The sequence below is a fragment of the Enterobacter asburiae genome, assembly GCF_024599655.1.
GTDB classification, from domain to species: Bacteria; Pseudomonadota; Gammaproteobacteria; order Enterobacterales; family Enterobacteriaceae; genus Enterobacter; species Enterobacter asburiae_D.
The window spans coordinates 4,251,080-4,268,067 of sequence record NZ_CP102247.1 but is presented as its reverse complement, the minus strand read 5'-3'; the positions used below and the strand labels follow the sequence as shown (position 1 = coordinate 4,268,067).

Annotated in this window: 17 protein-coding genes; 7 read left to right on the top strand and 10 right to left on the bottom strand. The window is 57.3% G+C overall.

The annotated features are described in order from the left end of the window. The first annotated feature begins 9 nt into the window (after nt 1–9). Genes NQ230_RS20285 through NQ230_RS20275 form a run of 3 tightly spaced genes read left to right on the top strand, consistent with a single transcriptional unit; the run spans nt 10 to nt 2,610 of the window. Nucleotides 10–480, top strand: a complete 471-nt coding sequence (locus NQ230_RS20285) for a MarR family winged helix-turn-helix transcriptional regulator (protein WP_257258851.1) — start codon at nt 10–12, stop codon at nt 478–480. Further along, nucleotides 477–1,544 carry an HlyD family secretion protein gene (locus NQ230_RS20280; protein WP_121424942.1) on the top strand — a complete coding sequence of 356 codons (1,068 nt, stop codon included), beginning with the start codon at nt 477–479 and terminating at the stop codon, nt 1,542–1,544. The genes NQ230_RS20285 and NQ230_RS20280 overlap by 4 nt, the downstream gene beginning before the upstream one ends. Next, nucleotides 1,534–2,610 (top strand): DUF2955 domain-containing protein, encoded by a 1,077-nt coding sequence (locus NQ230_RS20275; RefSeq protein ID WP_257258850.1) that lies wholly within the window; start codon nt 1,534–1,536, stop codon nt 2,608–2,610. Before NQ230_RS20280 ends, NQ230_RS20275 begins: the two co-directional genes overlap by 11 nt. Here NQ230_RS20275 and NQ230_RS20270 read toward each other — a convergent pair. After that, entirely contained in the window at nt 2,607–3,878 is a 1,272-nt protein-coding gene (locus NQ230_RS20270; protein ID WP_257258849.1) for a DUF445 domain-containing protein, read from the bottom strand. The genes NQ230_RS20275 and NQ230_RS20270 overlap by 4 nt on opposite strands. A gap of 170 nt (nt 3,879–4,048) precedes the next feature. Here NQ230_RS20270 and NQ230_RS20265 point away from each other — a divergent pair, with 170 nt between their 5' ends. Both NQ230_RS20265 and NQ230_RS20260 read left to right on the top strand, forming a co-directional pair. Then, complete coding sequence (locus NQ230_RS20265; protein ID WP_010427219.1) at nt 4,049–4,336, top strand: BrnT family toxin; 288 nt, start codon at nt 4,049–4,051, stop codon at nt 4,334–4,336. Continuing rightward, nucleotides 4,323–4,625, top strand: a complete 303-nt coding sequence (locus NQ230_RS20260; RefSeq protein WP_257258848.1) for a BrnA antitoxin family protein — start codon at nt 4,323–4,325, stop codon at nt 4,623–4,625. Before NQ230_RS20265 ends, NQ230_RS20260 begins: the two co-directional genes overlap by 14 nt. 30 nt (nt 4,626–4,655) lie before the next feature. On the opposite strand, the gene NQ230_RS20255 is transcribed toward NQ230_RS20260, so the two are convergent. Next, entirely contained in the window at nt 4,656–5,294 is a 639-nt protein-coding gene (locus tag NQ230_RS20255; RefSeq protein ID WP_257258847.1) for a LysE family translocator, read from the bottom strand. A gap of 47 nt (nt 5,295–5,341) precedes the next feature. Continuing rightward, entirely contained in the window at nt 5,342–6,085 is a 744-nt protein-coding gene (locus NQ230_RS20250; protein ID WP_257258845.1) for an AraC family transcriptional regulator, read from the bottom strand. Nucleotides 6,086–6,236: 151 nt separating this feature from the next. Here NQ230_RS20250 and NQ230_RS20245 point away from each other — a divergent pair, with 151 nt between their 5' ends. Further along, on the top strand, nt 6,237–7,607 hold the full coding sequence (locus tag NQ230_RS20245) for an NAD-dependent succinate-semialdehyde dehydrogenase (protein WP_257258844.1): 1,371 nt from the start codon (nt 6,237–6,239) through the stop codon (nt 7,605–7,607). Nucleotides 7,608–7,774: 167 nt separating this feature from the next. On the opposite strand, the gene NQ230_RS20240 is transcribed toward NQ230_RS20245, so the two are convergent. After that, nucleotides 7,775–8,320 (bottom strand): YfaZ family outer membrane protein, encoded by a 546-nt coding sequence (locus NQ230_RS20240; RefSeq protein WP_063143257.1) that lies wholly within the window; start codon nt 8,318–8,320, stop codon nt 7,775–7,777. Nucleotides 8,321–8,730: 410 nt separating this feature from the next. Between NQ230_RS20240 and NQ230_RS20235 the strand changes: the two genes are divergently transcribed. Beyond that, the gene (locus NQ230_RS20235) at nt 8,731–10,089 is read left to right on the top strand and encodes an esterase-like activity of phytase family protein (RefSeq protein ID WP_213821523.1); all 1,359 of its coding nucleotides are present in this window, start codon (nt 8,731–8,733) and stop codon (nt 10,087–10,089) included. Between the two features lie 53 nt (nt 10,090–10,142). Here the strand turns inward: NQ230_RS20235 and yjiA are convergent, their stop codons facing one another. The 6 genes from yjiA to hpaB form a co-directional block, all read right to left on the bottom strand. Next, nucleotides 10,143–11,096, bottom strand: a complete 954-nt coding sequence (gene yjiA, locus NQ230_RS20230) for a GTPase (protein ID WP_121424948.1) — start codon at nt 11,094–11,096, stop codon at nt 10,143–10,145. A gap of 10 nt (nt 11,097–11,106) precedes the next feature. Next, nucleotides 11,107–11,310: a YbdD/YjiX family protein gene (locus tag NQ230_RS20225; protein ID WP_003856610.1), complete on the bottom strand. Its 204-nt coding sequence runs from the start codon at nt 11,308–11,310 to the stop codon at nt 11,107–11,109. 96 nt (nt 11,311–11,406) lie between these two features. Next, nucleotides 11,407–13,560 (bottom strand): carbon starvation CstA family protein, encoded by a 2,154-nt coding sequence (locus tag NQ230_RS20220; RefSeq protein WP_257258840.1) that lies wholly within the window; start codon nt 13,558–13,560, stop codon nt 11,407–11,409. Nucleotides 13,561–13,751: 191 nt separating this feature from the next. Next, nucleotides 13,752–14,669, bottom strand: a complete 918-nt coding sequence (locus NQ230_RS20215) for a helix-turn-helix transcriptional regulator (protein ID WP_257258838.1) — start codon at nt 14,667–14,669, stop codon at nt 13,752–13,754. A gap of 179 nt (nt 14,670–14,848) precedes the next feature. Next, entirely contained in the window at nt 14,849–15,358 is a 510-nt protein-coding gene (locus NQ230_RS20210) for a 4-hydroxyphenylacetate 3-monooxygenase reductase subunit (protein ID WP_257258837.1), read from the bottom strand. A gap of 17 nt (nt 15,359–15,375) precedes the next feature. Further along, entirely contained in the window at nt 15,376–16,938 is a 1,563-nt protein-coding gene (gene hpaB / locus NQ230_RS20205; protein WP_121424951.1) for a 4-hydroxyphenylacetate 3-monooxygenase, oxygenase component, read from the bottom strand. Between the last annotated feature and the right edge of the window lie 50 nt (nt 16,939–16,988).

Here is a 16,988-nt window from a genome sequence, read left to right as displayed (position 1 = left end):
GTTTCCCCCATGAGTGAAGAAGAACTGTTCAGCCGCAGGCCGATGGGTATGCGGATGGCGATGATCGTGCGCCAGTGGCGTGCCGTGATCGACGATGCCATTCTCGATACCGGGTTAACCCAGTCGAGCTGGACGGTGATGATGCAGCTTCATCAGCTCGGGGATAACGTCTCGGTGAGTGAGCTGGCGGAGGTGCAGGGTATTGAACTGCCGCCGCTGATGCGCACCCTGACACAGCTGGAAAAGCAGGGTTACCTGCTGCGCGCCGTATCGCCTTATGACAAGCGCATTCGGCTTCTGACGCTGACACCCGAGGGAAAAGCCATATTAAAACGGCTCACTCAGGTGATTGAGACCTATCAGGCGCGTGTATCGCAAAACATCGCGCCGGAACATATCGACATTTTCAGCGCCACGTTGAATCAAATCGCCTGCAATTTGCGGATAATCCGCGAAGAAGATAACAAGACCGAAAAATAATGACTCCTGAACAAAAGTTTGCCCGCTGGGTAAGGGTGAGTATTGCCTCTTTCCTGCTGATGTTTGTCTACTTTATCGTTGCGGATATCTGGATCCCGCTGACGCCGGACTCCACCGTGATGCGCGTGGTGACGCCGGTTTCTCCGCGCGTCTCCGGCTACGTGGCGGCGGTACATGTCCACAACAACAGCCAGGTGAGGAAAGGCGATCTGCTGTTTGAGCTCGACGACACGCCGTTTCGCAATAAAGTGGAAGCGGCGCAAATCGCGCTCGAGCAGGCACGCCTTTCCAACGAACAGCTGGACGCGCAGATCGCCGCCGCGCAGGCCAGCCTGAAAACCGCCGTGCTGACCGCGCGTAACGACAAAGTGACCTTCGACCGCTACCAGAAGCTGAGCACGCTGCAGAACGTTTCGCAGGCGGATCTGGATAAGGTTCGCACCACCTGGCAGAGCAGCGAGCAGTCCGTCAGCTCCATCCAGGCCAACATCCATAACCTGCGCATTCAGCGCGGCGAGCGGGACGAGCACCGCAACGTGACGCTGCAAAAATACCGCAACGCGCTGGATGAAGCAGAGCTGAATCTCGGCTGGACGAAGGTCTACGCCCAGGCGGACGGCACGGTCAGTAACCTGCAGTTAAGCCCGGGCTTTTACGCCTCCTCGGGTTCAGCCGCGCTGGCGCTGGTGAACAACCAGACCGATATCGTCGCCGATTTTCGTGAAAAAAGCCTGCGCCATACCCATCAGGGCACCGACGCCGCCGTGGTGTTCGACGCCTTCCCGGGGCACGTTTTCCGCGCCCACGTGACTAGCAGCGACGCGGGGATACTGGCCGGTCAGGAGGCCGTTAACGGTCAGCTGTCCGAACCGGAAACCTCCAACCGCTGGGTGCGCGATGCCCAACGCATGCGTATTCACGTCGCGCTGGACGAAGAATTGCCGAAGCATCTGCCGACCGGCGCACGCGCCACCGTGCAGCTCTACAACAGCGAGGGGCCGTTTGCGCGCTTCTTCTCCGGGATGCAAATCCACCTGGTGAGCCTGCTTCACTATGTCTATTAGCACCCTGGCGCGGGTGTTTACCCCGCACGGCAACATCGTCTACACGGCAAACGACTTTCGCCAGACCCTGCGCATCGTCTTTGCCGGGATGATTGCGCTGAGCATCTCCAGCTTTTACAACACCAGCTACGGCGTGTTTTTTGTGGTCTATCCGATCATGCTGCTGTCGCTGGTGCCGGTCTTTAATCGCCACGTGGCGAAGCAGTTTATCTTCAGCGCCGCGCTTAACTGCGTCGAAATGATCTTCATTATCGGCTATCTGTCGCAATGGCCGGTCATCATGACGCTGGTGGTGTTTGCCCTGTACGTGATGCGTTTTCGCTTTATGAGCAAGGGGCCGCTGTTCCTGTTTGGCTCAATGGGCGTGGTGTGCCAGAGCGTGATGCTCAACTTTATGAGCTACCCCTCTACCAACTGGCACACGCTACTGTTTTCCAACATCGAAGCGAGCGTGATGGCGGTGTGCCTGAGCGCGCTGATGAACTACCTCCTGCCGGACGTGGAGCCCCGCAGGCCGCCGCCGCTAATTGAGAAAGACGACGCCCGGGTGCGCCACGAGTCGCTGCTCTCCGGCACCGTCGCGACGCTGATATTCGTGGTGTTTCAGATTAGCGACTTAAGCGATTCGCTTTCGGCGCTGATGGCGGGGATTTTAATTCTGTTCCCGATGCACTACCGCGGTTCGGTGATGAGCTCTATCTGGCGCGTGGTCGGCGTGGTGCTGGGTTGCCTCTATATTCTGGTGGTGCAGCTGATCCTCTACGATCACAGCAGCCATATGCTGCTGATGATGCCGCTGATCGGCCTCGGGCTGGCGTTTGGCGCGCGCCTGCACGTGATGGAAAAAGTCGGTGCAGGCGTGGGGTTTTCCAGCATCACCACCATCGGCATTATGTTCGGGCAAAATATGCACCCGGACACTGACCTGGTGTTCAGCGATCTTTACCGCATCACCTCCGTCACCTTTTCGCTGGTGGCAACGCTGACGATGGTCTTCCTGGTGCACCTGATCCTCAACCGCTTTGAGGCGACGCGCTACGTCATCGCGCCGCCCAAAGTAGATTAATGCCCCAGCACGGCAGGCAGCTGCGAGAGTAAAAACAGGATCAGGCCAATCGTCCCGCCGACCAGCGTGCCGTTGACGCGGATGAACTGCAGATCTTTACCGATGTTAAGCTCAATCTGGCGGGACATGTCTTTGGCGTCCCAGCTTTTGACAGTGTCGCTGATGTGGCGGGTCAGAAACGTCGCGAAATCCGGCGCGAGGCGGTGCGCGGCCTGCTCCAGATGCTCGTTCAGCGACGCCCGCAGGCTGGCGTCGTTAGACAGCGTTTCGCCAAACCACAGCCCGGCGTTGGCGATGCGTTGCTTCACGCGCGAGTCCTCGCTTTGCATATCCGCTTTCAGCCACTGGCGCAGGTCAGCCCACATCTCTCCCAGATAGCGGTTAAACGCCTCATCGTTTTTCAGGTAGTGCTTGATGTTGTCGGCTTTCGCCGCCATCTCCGGATCGTTTTTCAGGTTGTCGATAAGCTTCAGCGTGGCGCGGTCGAACGCCTGGCGGATCTGGTGCGTGCGGTCGTGGCTGATATCGTCCAGCAGCGTGTTCACCGCGTTCGACACCATCTCCGCGCTTTGATCGCCCAGCCACTCGGTGGGCAGCACCATTGCCTTGCGCGGGTGTTCGGTCTTCAGCCAGTGGACTATCTGGTCAGAGATAAACTCCCGCGTGCTTTCCCGCTGAATCAGGGTAATCAGACGGTTGATGATGGCGTCCAGCAGCACCTGGTGGCGGTTGTTTTTGGTCATGCTCTCCAGCATCACTGCGCTGGTTTCGGTGAAGTCTACCTTGTCGATGGCCTTATGCACCGCCCGTTTGAGCAGGCGCTGAATGCGTCCGTCGTCGGTGAGTTCGAGAAAACCGCTCATCACCTGCATCAAATGCAGCCCGACGCGCTGGGCGTTGTCGGGCTTGCTGAACCAGGCGCCGATCATCTGGGCAGGTTCATAGCGGCGGATCAACGCCACCAGCGATTGCGTGTCGAGAAACTTCTCCTGCACAAACTGGCCGAGATTGTCGCCGATTCGGTCTTTATTGCGCGGAATGATCGCGGTATGGCGCGAGATAAACGGAATGGGCACCCGGCGGAACAGCGCAACCACGGCAAACCAGTCTGCCAGCGCGCCGACCATCGCCGCCTCGGCAATGGCCTTTACGCCGCGCACCCAGAAGGTCTGCGGCAGGAACAGGGTGGTGATAAAGGCCGCGGCGGCAATCAGCAGCAGCGACAGCGCCAGCAGCTTGGCGCGTTTGAGTTCAGCTATTTTTTCCATGGGTTAAGGATAGAGGGAAGCGAGGGGAAAGTGCAAAGAAGGAGAAGGACCTTCGCGTTTCAGTTTCTGGAATGCGCCTTCAGAAAATGAAATTGAACGATGTCGACCGGTTCAATTTACGAACGTTTTGTATATGCTTTTTTGTATATACAATAAGGGAAGGGTACACTATGCCAACGGAGTTTGAATGGGATACCAACAAAGCGAAGAGTAATCTCATTAAGCATGGGATCCGCTTTGAAGAGGCTGTTCTGGTTTTTGACGATCCTTACCATTTATCTCTGCAGGATCGTCATGAAAATGGAGAGTTCCGTTGGCAGACCATTGGCCTTGTACATGGTCTAATTGTCATTATGGTCGCACACACGGTACGTTTTGAAAGTGGTGACGAAGTCATTCGAATCATTAGCGCACGAAAGGCGGACCGTAAAGAGAGGAGCCGTTATGAGCATGGTTAAACATAAACGCGGTAGTGCGCCTGAGGTTAGTGCTCGTCGTGAGGCTGAGCTCAAAGCACTCGCCGAAAAATCGGAAGCAGAGATTGATTACAGCGATATCCCTGCCACGGCGGATGAACAGTGGTCAGGGGCGGTGCGAGGGAAGTTCTATCGGCCACTCAAAACTCAGGCATCTGTACGTATCGACGCTGACGTGATGGAGTGGCTTAAACGGCCTGGAAAAGGTTACCAGACGAGGCTCAATGCCATTTTGCGTGAAGCAATGCTGCGCGATCAAAATAAAAAATAAGCAACGGGCGGCGTCAGGCTGCCCGCTATCTCAGCGTATAATTTCTAGTAGCCGCCACAGCACCCATCCCCCAAACCCCATCAGCACCACCCCTGCCGTGCGCTCAATCCACCACAGCGAACGGCTGAGCTTGCGTTGAACCGCCCTCAACCCCATCAGCGATACCAGCGCCAGATCCCACGCAAGCACCACCATCACCATCCAGACGCCGCAGGTCGCCTGCTGAAGCAGCGTCACGTCCGGCCCCAGCAGCGCCGTCATCAGCGCCAGATAGAACAGCGCATTCTTCGGGTTTAACAGCGCCGAACCGAGCCCCAGCAGGATCTGCTTACGCCGCGAGGGAAAGCGCTGATGGGTTTCATTCAGTGCCAGCGCCTGAGGTCGGCTGCGCACCAGATGCGAGCCGATCCACAGCAGATACAGCGCCCCGCAAAGCTCGATAAGCGTAAACAGCCACGTAAACTGGCGCAGCGCGCTCCAGCCGATAATCACCAGAACAATATAGAGCCCGTTACCCGCGGCGATGCCGAGGCACAGCCCGGCGCTGCCGCGCAGCCGATAGCGCGCGGCGTAGCCCACCAGCAGGAAGAAATCCGGGCCCGGGCTTAGCAGGGCAACAAAATGCGCCAGCGCCAGGGCGAGAAAAGCGGAAGGGAAGAACAGTTCCATAGCGACCTCGGTTAACAATCCGAGGCCAGAGTACGGCGCTGCAGAACCTATTTATTGTCTGATATTGATCGGCCCGTGGCGTACTGGCGCGGCGTGGCGGCGGTATAGTTGACGAAGGTCTTATGAAAATGGCTCTGGTCGGCAAAGCCGCTCTGGTAGCCGACGTCGGCAATATCATCCCCGTCGCGCAGCCGCGCCTTGGCGTACTCCACGCGGGAGATGTTGAGGAAGCTGCCCGGCGTCAGGCCGGTGTCCTGCCTGAAGGTGCGAATCAGCGTCTCCTTGCGCAGCGAGAAGCGTTGGGCAAGCTCGTCGAGGGAAGGCGGGCAGGTGAGATCGGAAAGAAATGCCTCCTGAACCTGCCGGCTGGTTGAGCGAAGCGCGTCTGCGCTATCCGCGCCGTGGGGAAGGGCAGAAAGCAGCGTTTCCACAGACGCTGGAGACATTGTCTTGACGACGTCCAGGTAGTGGGCAAACAGGTCAGGGCTACGAATCACCTGTAGCGCCAGAGGAAGCTCGGTGTCGATATAGAGCATATGGTAGCTGCGCGGATTCCCGGCGACGGGGTTGCAGCTGTGCGGCGCACAGGCCGGGATCACGATGAGGTCCCCGGGGCTAAGGATGTACTCTCTGTCAAAACACACGCAGCAGGTCTGGCCCTCCACAATCGCGCCGATGGAGAGTTGAGGGTGGCTATGGCGTTTGTACGCCTGCGTGCTCTGCCAGGTGCTGCGCAGCTCAAGGCCTGAGGCACGGTGAAAAGTCTGGCGGACGTGTCGGGTATCGGTCATGGGCGCTCCTTCTGAAGGTTTTTTATACCACGTCAGCGAACCGTCTGGCAGCGCTTCATTAAGAACCTTCCGGATATACCCAACTTTACGTCCACAGCCAGTCATGTTGACTACCCTTAATACCCTAAGCGGTAAAACAAGGAGATTCGACATGGCTTATCAGACAGTAAATCCTGCCACTAACCAGCTCATCAAAGAATACCCCTCACATACCGACGCGGATATCGAAGCGGCGCTCAAGGCGGCCGATGCGCTTTATCATTCGGACTGGGCGAAAGGCGACATCAGCCAGCGCCTGCCGGTGCTGCATAAGCTCGCAGACCTGATCGACGAGCGCGCGGAGGATCTGGCGAAAATCGCCAGCCAGGAGATGGGTAAGCTCATCGAACAGAGCCGCGGCGAGGTAAAGCTGTGCGCGCAGATCGCCCGCTACTACGCCGATAACGCGAAGCAGTTCCTGGCCCCGGTGAAGTATCCGTCTGAGCTCGGGGAAGCGTGGGTGGAGCATCACCCCATCGGCGTGCTGATGGCCGTTGAGCCGTGGAACTTCCCGTACTACCAGTTGATGCGCGTTCTGGCGCCAAACCTGGCGGCGGGGAACCCGGTGATCGCCAAGCATGCCAGCATCGTGCCGCACTGCGCCGAGACCTTTGCGCATCTGGTGCGCGAAGCGGGTGCGCCGGAAGGGGCGTGGACCAACCTGTTTATCTCGTCCGAGCAGGTGGCAAAAATTATCGCTGACGATCGCGTACAGGGTGCCGCATTAACCGGCTCCGAAAAGGCGGGTAGCGTGGTGGCCGCACAGGCGGCGAAGCACATTAAGAAATCCACGCTGGAGCTGGGCGGTAACGACGTCTTCGTGGTGCTGGACGATGCCGACCTTGATAAAGCCGTGAAGATTGGTGTGAATGCGCGGCTCAACAATGCCGGACAGGTCTGCACCGCGGCGAAGCGCTTTATTCTGCATGAAAAAATTGCGGATGCCTTCCTGAGCAAATTCACCGAGGCGTTTAAGCAGGTGAAGATTGGCGATCCGCTGGACGAAAGCACCACGCTGGGGCCGCTGTCGTCTAAAGATGCGCTCGAAACGCTGACCAAACAGGTTAACGAGGCGGTGAAAAACGGCGCGACGCTGCACTATGGCGGCAAACCGGTACAGCGCGACGGGAGTTTCTTCGAACCGACGATCCTGACGAATATCTCCCGCGACAACCCGGCGTATTTCGAGGAGTTCTTCGGCCCTGTAGCGCAGATTTACGTGGTGAAAAGTGACGACGAGGCGGTCGCGCTGGCGAACGACTCCCACTACGGCCTGGGCGGGGCGGTATTTAGTCAGAATATCGAGCGCGCGAAGAAAATGGCGTCACGGATTGAGACCGGGATGGTGTACATCAACTGGCTCACCGATACCGCGCCAGAGCTGCCGTTTGGCGGCGTGAAGCGCTCCGGCTACGGGCGCGAGCTGTCGGATCTGGGGATCAAAGAGTTTGTGAACCAGAAGCTGGTGGTGGTGCGTAAGTAAGAGATAATAAAAAACCTGCCAACCGGCAGGTTTTCCATGAATAGTGTCATCGCCTTTCTTGCCGGGTGGCGCTACGCTTACCCGGCCTACAATCTGCAACAGCATCAATAGATTGCACAGTTTTTGTAGGCCCGTGCAAGCGTAGCGCCGCCGGGCGCAATACAGGCTTAGAAGCTAACGCCGCCGCCCACGTACGCACCGTCAATCAGGGTGTGGTTTGGACGACCATCTTTGCCGTCGACGCTTACGTGGCGGTAGCCCACTTTCAGCGTAACCGGTTTGATTGGGGTCCAGCTTACGCCGCCGTTAGCTTCAACGTAGTTTTTCACGCTGTTGTTTAGTCCGTCTGGTGCAACGTATCCTTCACCAAATACGTTAATGCTGTCAGTCAGGGCAACATTCACGCCGCCACCGATTGGGAACGCTACGCCGTTATCGCCTTTTTTCGGGCCGATGTAGATGGCTTTCGCGCCTGCATTCAGCATCACCGGGCCCACTTCCAGGTTGTAGCCTGCGCCCACGCCGCCGGTCTGGGTGCCATCATCGGTATTTTTGAGCCAGTTACCTTCGGTATACAGGCCGGATGAGGATTTACCCATTTCCACATTCAGGTTGGTGAAGTTTTTACCCTGCTCGATGCTGCCGCCCATGGCCAAAGCGGAGCCCGATACCGCGGTCAAAGCAGAAAGGATAAGAATGTTAAGCTTTTTCATGAGTATTTCCTCGTCTTCAAATTAATCTGAGGACACCTTAACAAGCGATGTTTATGACTGCAAATGTGATGTAAATCGCGCTTTTATACTGATATTGTTAAATTTTTTATTGCGATTGTTGCGGTGATGTTTTATTGCCGGGGTGTCAACGGGTGATGTTTTAGCGTTTAGGAACCGTTTAGTTTTTTGACTAAACATAAACTGAACGAGGCGGGGATAGTGGTTTGAGATGAATTAATTGGGTTTCTAATAATTTCCGAAAGTGTTTCAGCTGTCACACTAAACAACAAAGCCTTACATTTCGAGTGATGAATATACGTTCAATCGCGCAGGTCGGTTTCCTTTTCATGTCATTTTTCTGACACGTTTATTCTTTACGTTGTTGGCTTCACTAACTGGATGCTAACAATATGAAAAGAAAAATTATTCCTGTGCTAATCGGTTGTGCGCTCTCTTTCTCTGGCCTGGCGGCGCAGCCTACTGCTGAGCGCTATGTCGTCAGCTTCCCTGAAGGCTCCCACGTGAGCTACAGCGGCGCGTTTGCCAGCGCGTTTCCGAACGGACTGCCCGTGGGAATCGGTTCTGGCCTGCTGTTTACGGGCAAGCAGGGCGATGCCCTGACCTTTGCGACCGTGACCGATCGCGGTCCAAACGCCGATGCGCCAAAAATGGGTAAAAACGAAGCCAAAATATTTGTCACGCCAGATTTCGCCCCCCTGCTGATGACCATCCGCGTTCAGAACGGCAAAGCAGAGGCAACGGATGCCCGCCCGCTGCATGATGACAAAGGCGAGATTAACGGTCTGCCACTGCAAAGCGGCGTGATTGGCTCGACCAATGAAGTGGCGTTCAGCGACACGCTAAAAATTCTGAAGGGCGACAACCGCGGGCTGGACACGGAAGGCATCACGCCGGACGGGAAAGGCGGCTACTGGCTGTGCGACGAGTATGGTCCGTTCCTGATTAACGTCGACGGCAAAGGGAAGATCCTGGCGATCCACGGGCCTCAGGCGGCGGAAGGGGAGAAGTCCATCGCGGGCGGTCTGCCAAACATTATCAAATGGCGCCAGGCGAATCGGGGCTTTGAAGGCCTGACCCGGATGCCGGACGGGCGGATTATCGCCGCCGTGCAAAGCACGCTGGATATCGACGGTAAGAGCAAAAAGCAGGCGCTGTTTACGCGTCTGGTGAGCTTCGACCCAGCGACCGGGAAAACAGCGATGTACGGTTACCCAATCGACAGCGCGGCCTACGGTAAAAACAGCGACGCCAAAATCGGCGACATTGTGGCGCTCGATGACCAGCACATCCTGCTGATTGAGCAGGGAAGCGATAAAAACGACGGCATGCGTAACCTGATTTACAAGGTGGATCTCAGCAAGGCGAGCGACCTTTCCGCCTTTGACAAGCCGGGCGAGTACCCGGAGTTTGATGATGAGAAAACCCTGGCGCAGCGCGGCATAACGCTTGCGGCTAAAACGCAGGTCGTGGATCTGCGCGCGCTGGGCTGGCAGCAGGAGAAGGCCGAAGGGCTGGCGCTAATTGACAGCAAACGGCTTGCGGTGGCGAACGATAACGACTTTGGCGTGAAGGTGGCGATGCAAAACCCGGTCGAGGGCAAGAAGCTCAAGGATTATCGGGTGAACGCGGAAGGCAAGCTGACGCTGGATGATAAACCGGTGGAAACCACGCTCAGCGTGAAGCCGCTGAAGAAGCCAGAGTCGGACAGCGAGCTGTGGATTATAACGCTGCCGGAAGCGGTGAAATAAGTTTACCCCTCACCCTAACCCTCTCCCCATAGGGGAGAGGGGATGCAAGGCGGTTATTTTTTCAGACCCGCAAACGCCGCTCGAATTTCTTCTTCCGGGAGTTGGATACCTATAAACACCATCACGCTGCGCGGCGCTTCATCGCCCCAGGGTCTGTCCCAGTCGGCGCTGTACAGGCGCTGCACGCCCTGGAACAGCAGGCGGTTCGGCTCGCCGTCAATCCACAGCATACCTTTGTAGCGCAGCAGCTTGTCGGCAAACGACAGCAGCAGGTTCTCCATCACGCGCGAGACCTCGCTGATGTCCACCGGGTAGTCCAGCTCGACCACAATCGACGCCACGTCGTTTTGCTTGTCGGATATAAAGTGGAAGCGCGGTTTCGCGGTGACGTTCTCTTCCAGCATAAAGCCGTTGGTGTTGAACAGCTGAGACAGATCGATATCGCCATGCGTCACCGTGTAAATCGGCGCGCGGGAGTTAATGCGCGTCAGACGCTCGCGCAGCTTAACGCTTTCGCCCGCCACGTCGGTTTTGGTCAGCAGGATGCGGTCGGCGTAGCCCACCTGAGACTGGGCGATGGTGAACTGGTTCATCTGATCGTCAGCGTGAACCGCATCCACCAGGGCAATCACGCCGTCAAGCAGGTAGCGCTGGCAGAGGATCTCGTGAGAGAAAAAGGTCTGAATAATCGGGCCGGGGTCGGCCATGCCGGTGCACTCGATCACCAGACGGTCAAAATCGATTTCACCGCGGTCGCGGCTGTCGAGCAGGTCCAGCAGGGCGTCTTCTAATTCGTTAGAGCGGGTGCAGCAGATGCAGCCGTTGGTGAGGGTTTTGATCTGGGTGGCGCGATCGCCAATCAGCTGATCGTCTACCGAGACCTCACCAAATTCGTTTTCGATGACGGCGATTTTGAAGCCGTGCTGTTCATTCAGGATGTGGCGCAGCAGGGTGGTTTTGCCGGCGCCGAGAAAACCGGTCAGCAGGGTAACGGCAATCGGGGTCATGGTCTCTCCTTTAGCAGCAGCGGACGCCGCCTTCTCCACTTCCGCCGTAGCGCGCTTCCTGACGCTCGCGGAAGAATTCGGTGTAGGTCATGTACGGCTTATCCGGATGGTTGGTCTTCATATGCTCAACGTAGTTGTCATAGTCCGGAATGCCAATCAGCATTTTCGCCGCCTGACCGAGGTATTTTTTTGCTTCGCCTAAGTTACCAAACATTGTGGGTTCCAGACAGAAAAAGCCCGGTGGCGCTACGCTTACCGGGCCTACAGTTTCTGTGTAGGGCGGGTCAGCGTAGCGCCACCCGCCATTTTTTTAATGGTGTGAAGAGGTCTTCACGCCGCCCTCCGGCACCGGCACGTACGGAGTTTCTTTATCCGTACGACCGTCGGCGTTGCGCACGTTCAGCCAGGTTTTGATGCCGTAGAAGATGATGCTGTACACCACCACCAGGAACAGAATGCTCAGACCCGCGTTGGTGTAGTTGTTCACCACGATATGGTTCATGTTGGCAATCTGCTGCGCGGTCAGATCCGCGCCGCCTGCGGCAATCTTCTCTTTGTACTGGTTAGCCATGAAGAAGAAGCCTTCCAGCTGCGGGTTGGCGCTGAACAGCTTCAGGCCAAGCGCCCAGGTGGTGCAGAGCAGCAGCCACAGCGCAGGAACAACCGTTACCCAGATGTATTTGGTGCGTTTCATCTTCACGAGGACCACGGTACCGAGCACCAGAGCAACGGCTGCCAGCATCTGGTTAGAGATACCGAACAGCGGCCACAGGCTCTTCACGCCGCCGAGCGGGTCGACAACGCCCTGATACAGGAGGTAGCCCCACAGGCCGACGCAGCCGGCAGTACCCAGAATGCCCGCCACCAGAGAGTCGGTTTTCTTCAGGAACGGCACGAAGTTACCGAGCAGGTCCTGCAGCATGAAGCGGCCCGCACGGGTACCTGCGTCCAGCGCGGTCAGGATGAACAGCGCTTCGAACAGAATACCGAAGTGGTACCAGAAGCCCATGTCCGCCCACGGCAGCACTTTGTGGAACACGTGTGCGATACCGACGGCAAGCGTAGGTGCACCGCCTGCGCGGTTCAGCACGGACGGTTCGCCGATGTCCTTCGCGGTCTGCATGATCTGCTCAGGCGAAATCACGAAGCCCCAGGAGCTGACGGTCGCCGCGGCGTGTGCGCTCGCGTCCTTCAACTGCGCCATAATCAGCGCCGCGTTATCGCCGCCCATCTCGTGCAGGTTTGGCATGGTAATGCCGAGGCCAGCAGGCGGGGTGTTCATCGCGAAGTACAGACCCGGTTCGATAATGGAGGCTGCAACCAGCGCCATGATCGCCACGAAGGACTCCATCAGCATCGCGCCGTAGCCGATCAGACGCGCGTCTTTCTCGTTCGCCAGCAGCTTAGGCGTGGTGCCGGACGCAATCAGGGCGTGGAAGCCAGAGACCGCACCGCAGGCGATGGTGATGAACAGGAACGGGAACAGGGCGCCTTTCCACAGCGGGCCGGTACCGTCGATGTACTGCGTTATCGCAGGCATTTTCAGATCCGGGTTAATCACCAGGATGCCGATCGCCAGACCGACGATAACGCCGATTTTCAGGAAGGTCGCCAGGTAGTCGCGCGGGGCCAGAATCAGCCAGACCGGCAGCAGCGCGGAGATAAACGCATAGCCAATCAGCGCGAAGGTAATGGTGGTGTCCTTGAAGGTCAGCGCCGGGCCCCAGTACGGGTCGTGCGCAATCACGCCGCCGAAGTAGATGGAGGCCACCAGCAGCACGATACCAATCACCGATACTTCACCCACGCGTCCCGGACGCAGGAAGCGCATGTAGATACCCATGAACAGCGCAATCGGCACGGTTGAGCAGACGGTGAAGACACCCCACGGGCTTTCGGCCAGCGCTTTCACCACGATCAGGGCCAGCACCGCGAGGATGATGATCATAATCAGGAAGCAGCCGAACAGGGCGATGGTCCCCGGCACGCGGCCCATCTCTTCTTTGACCATCTCACCCAGAGAGGCGCCGTTACGGCGAGAAGAGATAAACAGCACCATAAAGTCCTGCACCGCACCCGCCAGCACGACGCCTGCGAGCAGCCACAGGGTACCCGGCAGGTAGCCCATCTGCGCGGCCAGCACCGGGCCGACCAGCGGGCCTGCACCGGCGATAGCGGCAAAGTGGTGACCAAACAGCACGTAGCGGTTGGTTGGCACGTAGTTCAGGCCGTCATTGTTAATGACCGCCGGAGTGGCGCGCGTCGGGTCGAGCTTCATGACCTTCTGCGCGATGTACAAGCTGTAGTAGCGATAAGCAACAAGATAGACGGAAACGGACGCGACCACGATCCACAGGGCGCTTACGTGTTCGCCCCGGCGTAATGCGACAACCGCCAGACAAAAAGCGCCGAGGATCCCGAGTAAGGCCCAGGGCACGTGCTTCAGTAGTTTTTTAGTATCCATAGTAAGACCTGGTTTTTTATGTAAAGAAAAAAGGGTCAGGGTTCGTTGTGAGGAGGTATTGATTAATGCTGGAGCAATCGTGCCAGATCCTCGCGCGTGTAAAGGACGGTAAATGAATGAGTGGTTGAAAGTGCCGGGTGAGCGGTCAAAGGGGGCGACGAGCGGTTCCGGCTCGCCGCCAGGGGGCGAAATTATGTGATTGAGATCACTTGATTATTCGGGTTGCGTTCCACCGCCAGATAGTTCTCCAGCGTTCCGATCAGTTTTTCCTTCAGCCAGCTCGGCTCCAGAATCTGAATATGGGGCAGCCAGTAGAACAGCAGCGGCAGGATCTGGTTCTCGTGCGCCGCCTGGCAGCGCAGCGTGACGCCGCCCTGTTGCTCCTCCAGCAGCTCTTGTTCCGGCAGAAGATCGCGGCGCAGGAAGTAATGCGAAATATTATCTTTGATGAATATTTTCACCGCGAAAGTATTTTCAGATACCCAAGGGTCGAGGCTTTTTTCCAGCAGCTCAAGGACATTTTCTTCCGGGGTGAAGGTCGTTTTCTGAATATCAAACCAGCTAATCTGGCTCAATGAGAAGGATTTCAGGCGGCTATTTTCGGTGGCTTGTAAATACCATATATTTTTTTTGTTAATGAGTTTATAGGGATTAATCAGACGGGTTTTCCCTTTATAAACAATCTGACAAACATTATGGTTTTTAATCGATCTCTCGATTTTCGTTAAATGACGGCGAATATCGCGCTGGACCGTGTGTTCGGCTTCATTCGCAAGAATAAGAATATGGTTTTCGTCAACGCGCGCTTCAAGATTTTGCCAGAATTCCGTATTTCTTTCAGGGAAAAAGCTGTCGGCATTCAGGAAGTTAGCAAGGGTGTGGTGTAGGCCTTGTCCGCCGGGCGATTGTGCGGAATGGATCAGCCTATATAGCCCGTTACCGGTATGTTCAACAATGGGAGAGAGGGCATTTAAATCCCGGTAGACGGTACGCTCGGTAATTTTAAATTTCTCCATTAGCGCACTGCGGTTTACCACACCGTTTAAATGTAGCTCAACCAGAATATCGACCAGACGTTCAGCCGAGCGGCTCCGCGTCGTTTTAGCCATAAGGTCATCCTGTATATTTAGGTATGCGCTGAATGATGCGGATGCACTGACAGGCGGCGTCAGTATTCAGGCACAGAAAATTTCTCTTATGGGTATATAACGGCGTGATTTAGCGGAAACCTTAGGAGTTTTTGTAGAAAGCGGCGCTGGCCGAAGAAAAAGGCCAGCGCGAGGGGGGATCACACGGCGGCTTCCGCCTCCAGCATGACCGGGTGGAAACGGCGCTTGAAGTAGATCAGGCCGTGTCCCGCGTCACTCAGAATGATGTTCTTAACTTCAACAAGGTAGACAAGATGCGTGCCGATGGTTTGCACCTGGCTAATCTCGCCTTCAAGGCTGGCCAGCGCGCCCTTGAGCACCGGCTGCCCCAGCGGGCCTTTCTGCCAGCAGGAGAGGGCAAAGCGCTCCTCCATCGTCATTCCGGTCATCCCGGCGAAATGGCGAGCCATGATCTCCTGCTCGTGGTTCAGTACGTTAACGCACAGCCTGCCGTTGCCCTGAAATACCGGGTTCATGGCGCTGTTGGCGTTGATGCAAACCATGACCGACGGTGGGGTGTCAGTCACCGAACAGACGGCTGTAGCGGTAATGCCGCAGCGGCCCGCCTCGCCCTCGGTGGTGACCACATTGACTGCCGCCGACAGGCTGCTCATCGCGTCGCGAAAACGCAGGCGTTGTTCTGATTGCATGAAAACCTCCCGCTGCATTATTTCAGCAGCTTATCCAGCATGTTGATATCGCTGTTGTTGTGCAGGTGCGGCACCGTCCAGCCGTGTTGGTCGTATTCGGACATGCAGCGGTCGACCATCGCCATCATCTTGTCCATGTTGCCGGAGCTCTGCGCCTGGCGCAGACACTGCAGGCGGATCTCATCCTGACTGCCGGAGTAGTTGATTTCGTACAGCTCGTGGCGGCCGCCGAACTCGCTGCCGATGGCGTCCCACATCAGCTTCAAAATCTTGATGCGTTCGACGTGGTCCATGCCGTTGGAGCCGCGCACGTATTTCGCCAGATACTGGTCGATCTGCGGGTTGTTCAGATCCCGGGCGCTGGACGGGAGGTAGATCAGACCGGACGTCACGTTACGCTCGATGATGTTCTTGATCTTCGCGTAGGCCATCGGCGCCATCACGCGGTAGGTTTGCAGCGCGGCGTGATCCGGCAGATACGCGCCGTTGACCCACGGGGTGGCTTCGGAGCACATGGAGTCGCTCAGCGCCCAGAACATGTTGCGCCAGGCCACCACTTCGCCGAGATCCGCCTGCACGCCGCGGAACTCCAGGGTACCGGTGCACTCAAGGGATTTCTTCAGCAGGGCGGTGATGAAGTCGAGCTTCACCGCCAGACGCACGCAGGCCTGCAGCGGGTACATCCGCGCAAATCCACCTTCCATCGTCCAGCGACGGCAGCGGTCGAAATCGCGGTAGATCAGCACGTTTTCCCACGGGATCAGCACGTGATCCATCACCAGGATCGCGTCGTTCTCGTCGAAGCGGCTGGAGAGCGGGTAGTCGTACGGGGATCCGGTTGCGCCTGCCACCATCTCGTAAGAGGCGCGGGAGATCAGCTTCACGCCCTCGGCGTCCATCGGCGCGACGAACATCAGCGCAAAGTCCGGGTTTTCACCCATCACCTGCGCGGAGCCGAAGCCGATCATGTTGTAGTGGGTCAGCGCCGAGTTGGTTGCCACCACTTTCGCGCCGCTGACGATGATCCCGGCGTCGGTCTCTTTCTCCAGCTTGATGTAGACGTCTTTCACCTCGTCCGCCGGCTTGTGGCGGTCGATCGGCGGGTTAACGATGGCGTGGTTGAAGTACAGGCCGGTTTCCTGAATGCGCGTGTACCAGCTGCGGGCGTTCTGCTCGAACTGGCCGTAGAAGCCCGGGTTGGCGCCGAGCGCGCAGCCGAACGCGGCCTTGTAGTCCGGCGTGCGGCCCATCCAGCCGTAGCTCAGGCGCGACCACTCGGCGATAGCGTCGCGCTGCTGGCGCAGGTCGTCGGCGCTTTTCGCCACGCGGAAGAACTTGTGGGTATAGCCGCCGCTGCCGGTGTCGGTGCCCCAGCAGAGGGTGTCCTGCATGTCCGGCTTGTGCAGCGCGTCGTACATCTGCGCGATAGAGGCCGCCGCGTTGCGAAACGCCGGATGGGTGGTGACGTCTTTGACGCGCTCGCCGTAGATATAAATCTCACGGCCGTCCTGCAGGCTTTTTAAATACTCTTCGCCGGTTAACGGACGTTTGGCATCAGCGCGGAAATCTTCAGGCTTCATAGGGACCTCGTATCGGAATAGGGTTGTTAAATTTATGTTTTGTTTTTGTT

Excerpts from the sequence above, each read along its gene's own strand:
- NQ230_RS20235 (WP_213821523.1), top strand. The coding sequence starts at position 8,731 with ATGAAAAGAAAAATTATTCCTGTGCTAATCGGTTGTGCGCTCTCTTTC.
- NQ230_RS20275 (WP_257258850.1), top strand. The coding sequence starts at position 1,534 with ATGTCTATTAGCACCCTGGCGCGGGTGTTTACCCCGCACGGCAACATC.
- NQ230_RS20250 (WP_257258845.1), bottom strand. The coding sequence starts at position 6,085 with ATGACCGATACCCGACACGTCCGCCAGACTTTTCACCGTGCCTCAGGC.
- NQ230_RS20240 (WP_063143257.1), bottom strand. The coding sequence starts at position 8,320 with ATGAAAAAGCTTAACATTCTTATCCTTTCTGCTTTGACCGCGGTATCG.
- NQ230_RS20215 (WP_257258838.1), bottom strand. The coding sequence starts at position 14,669 with ATGGCTAAAACGACGCGGAGCCGCTCGGCTGAACGTCTGGTCGATATT.
- NQ230_RS20255 (WP_257258847.1), bottom strand. The coding sequence starts at position 5,294 with ATGGAACTGTTCTTCCCTTCCGCTTTTCTCGCCCTGGCGCTGGCGCAT.
- yjiA (WP_121424948.1), bottom strand. The coding sequence starts at position 11,096 with ATGACCCCGATTGCCGTTACCCTGCTGACCGGTTTTCTCGGCGCCGGC.
- NQ230_RS20245 (WP_257258844.1), top strand. The coding sequence starts at position 6,237 with ATGGCTTATCAGACAGTAAATCCTGCCACTAACCAGCTCATCAAAGAA.
- hpaB (WP_121424951.1), bottom strand. The coding sequence starts at position 16,938 with ATGAAGCCTGAAGATTTCCGCGCTGATGCCAAACGTCCGTTAACCGGC.
- NQ230_RS20210 (WP_257258837.1), bottom strand. The coding sequence starts at position 15,358 with ATGCAATCAGAACAACGCCTGCGTTTTCGCGACGCGATGAGCAGCCTG.
- NQ230_RS20265 (WP_010427219.1), top strand. The coding sequence starts at position 4,049 with ATGCCAACGGAGTTTGAATGGGATACCAACAAAGCGAAGAGTAATCTC.
- NQ230_RS20285 (WP_257258851.1), top strand. The coding sequence starts at position 10 with ATGAGTGAAGAAGAACTGTTCAGCCGCAGGCCGATGGGTATGCGGATG.
- NQ230_RS20260 (WP_257258848.1), top strand. The coding sequence starts at position 4,323 with ATGAGCATGGTTAAACATAAACGCGGTAGTGCGCCTGAGGTTAGTGCT.
- NQ230_RS20220 (WP_257258840.1), bottom strand. The coding sequence starts at position 13,560 with ATGGATACTAAAAAACTACTGAAGCACGTGCCCTGGGCCTTACTCGGG.
- NQ230_RS20270 (WP_257258849.1), bottom strand. The coding sequence starts at position 3,878 with ATGGAAAAAATAGCTGAACTCAAACGCGCCAAGCTGCTGGCGCTGTCG.
- NQ230_RS20225 (WP_003856610.1), bottom strand. The coding sequence starts at position 11,310 with ATGTTTGGTAACTTAGGCGAAGCAAAAAAATACCTCGGTCAGGCGGCG.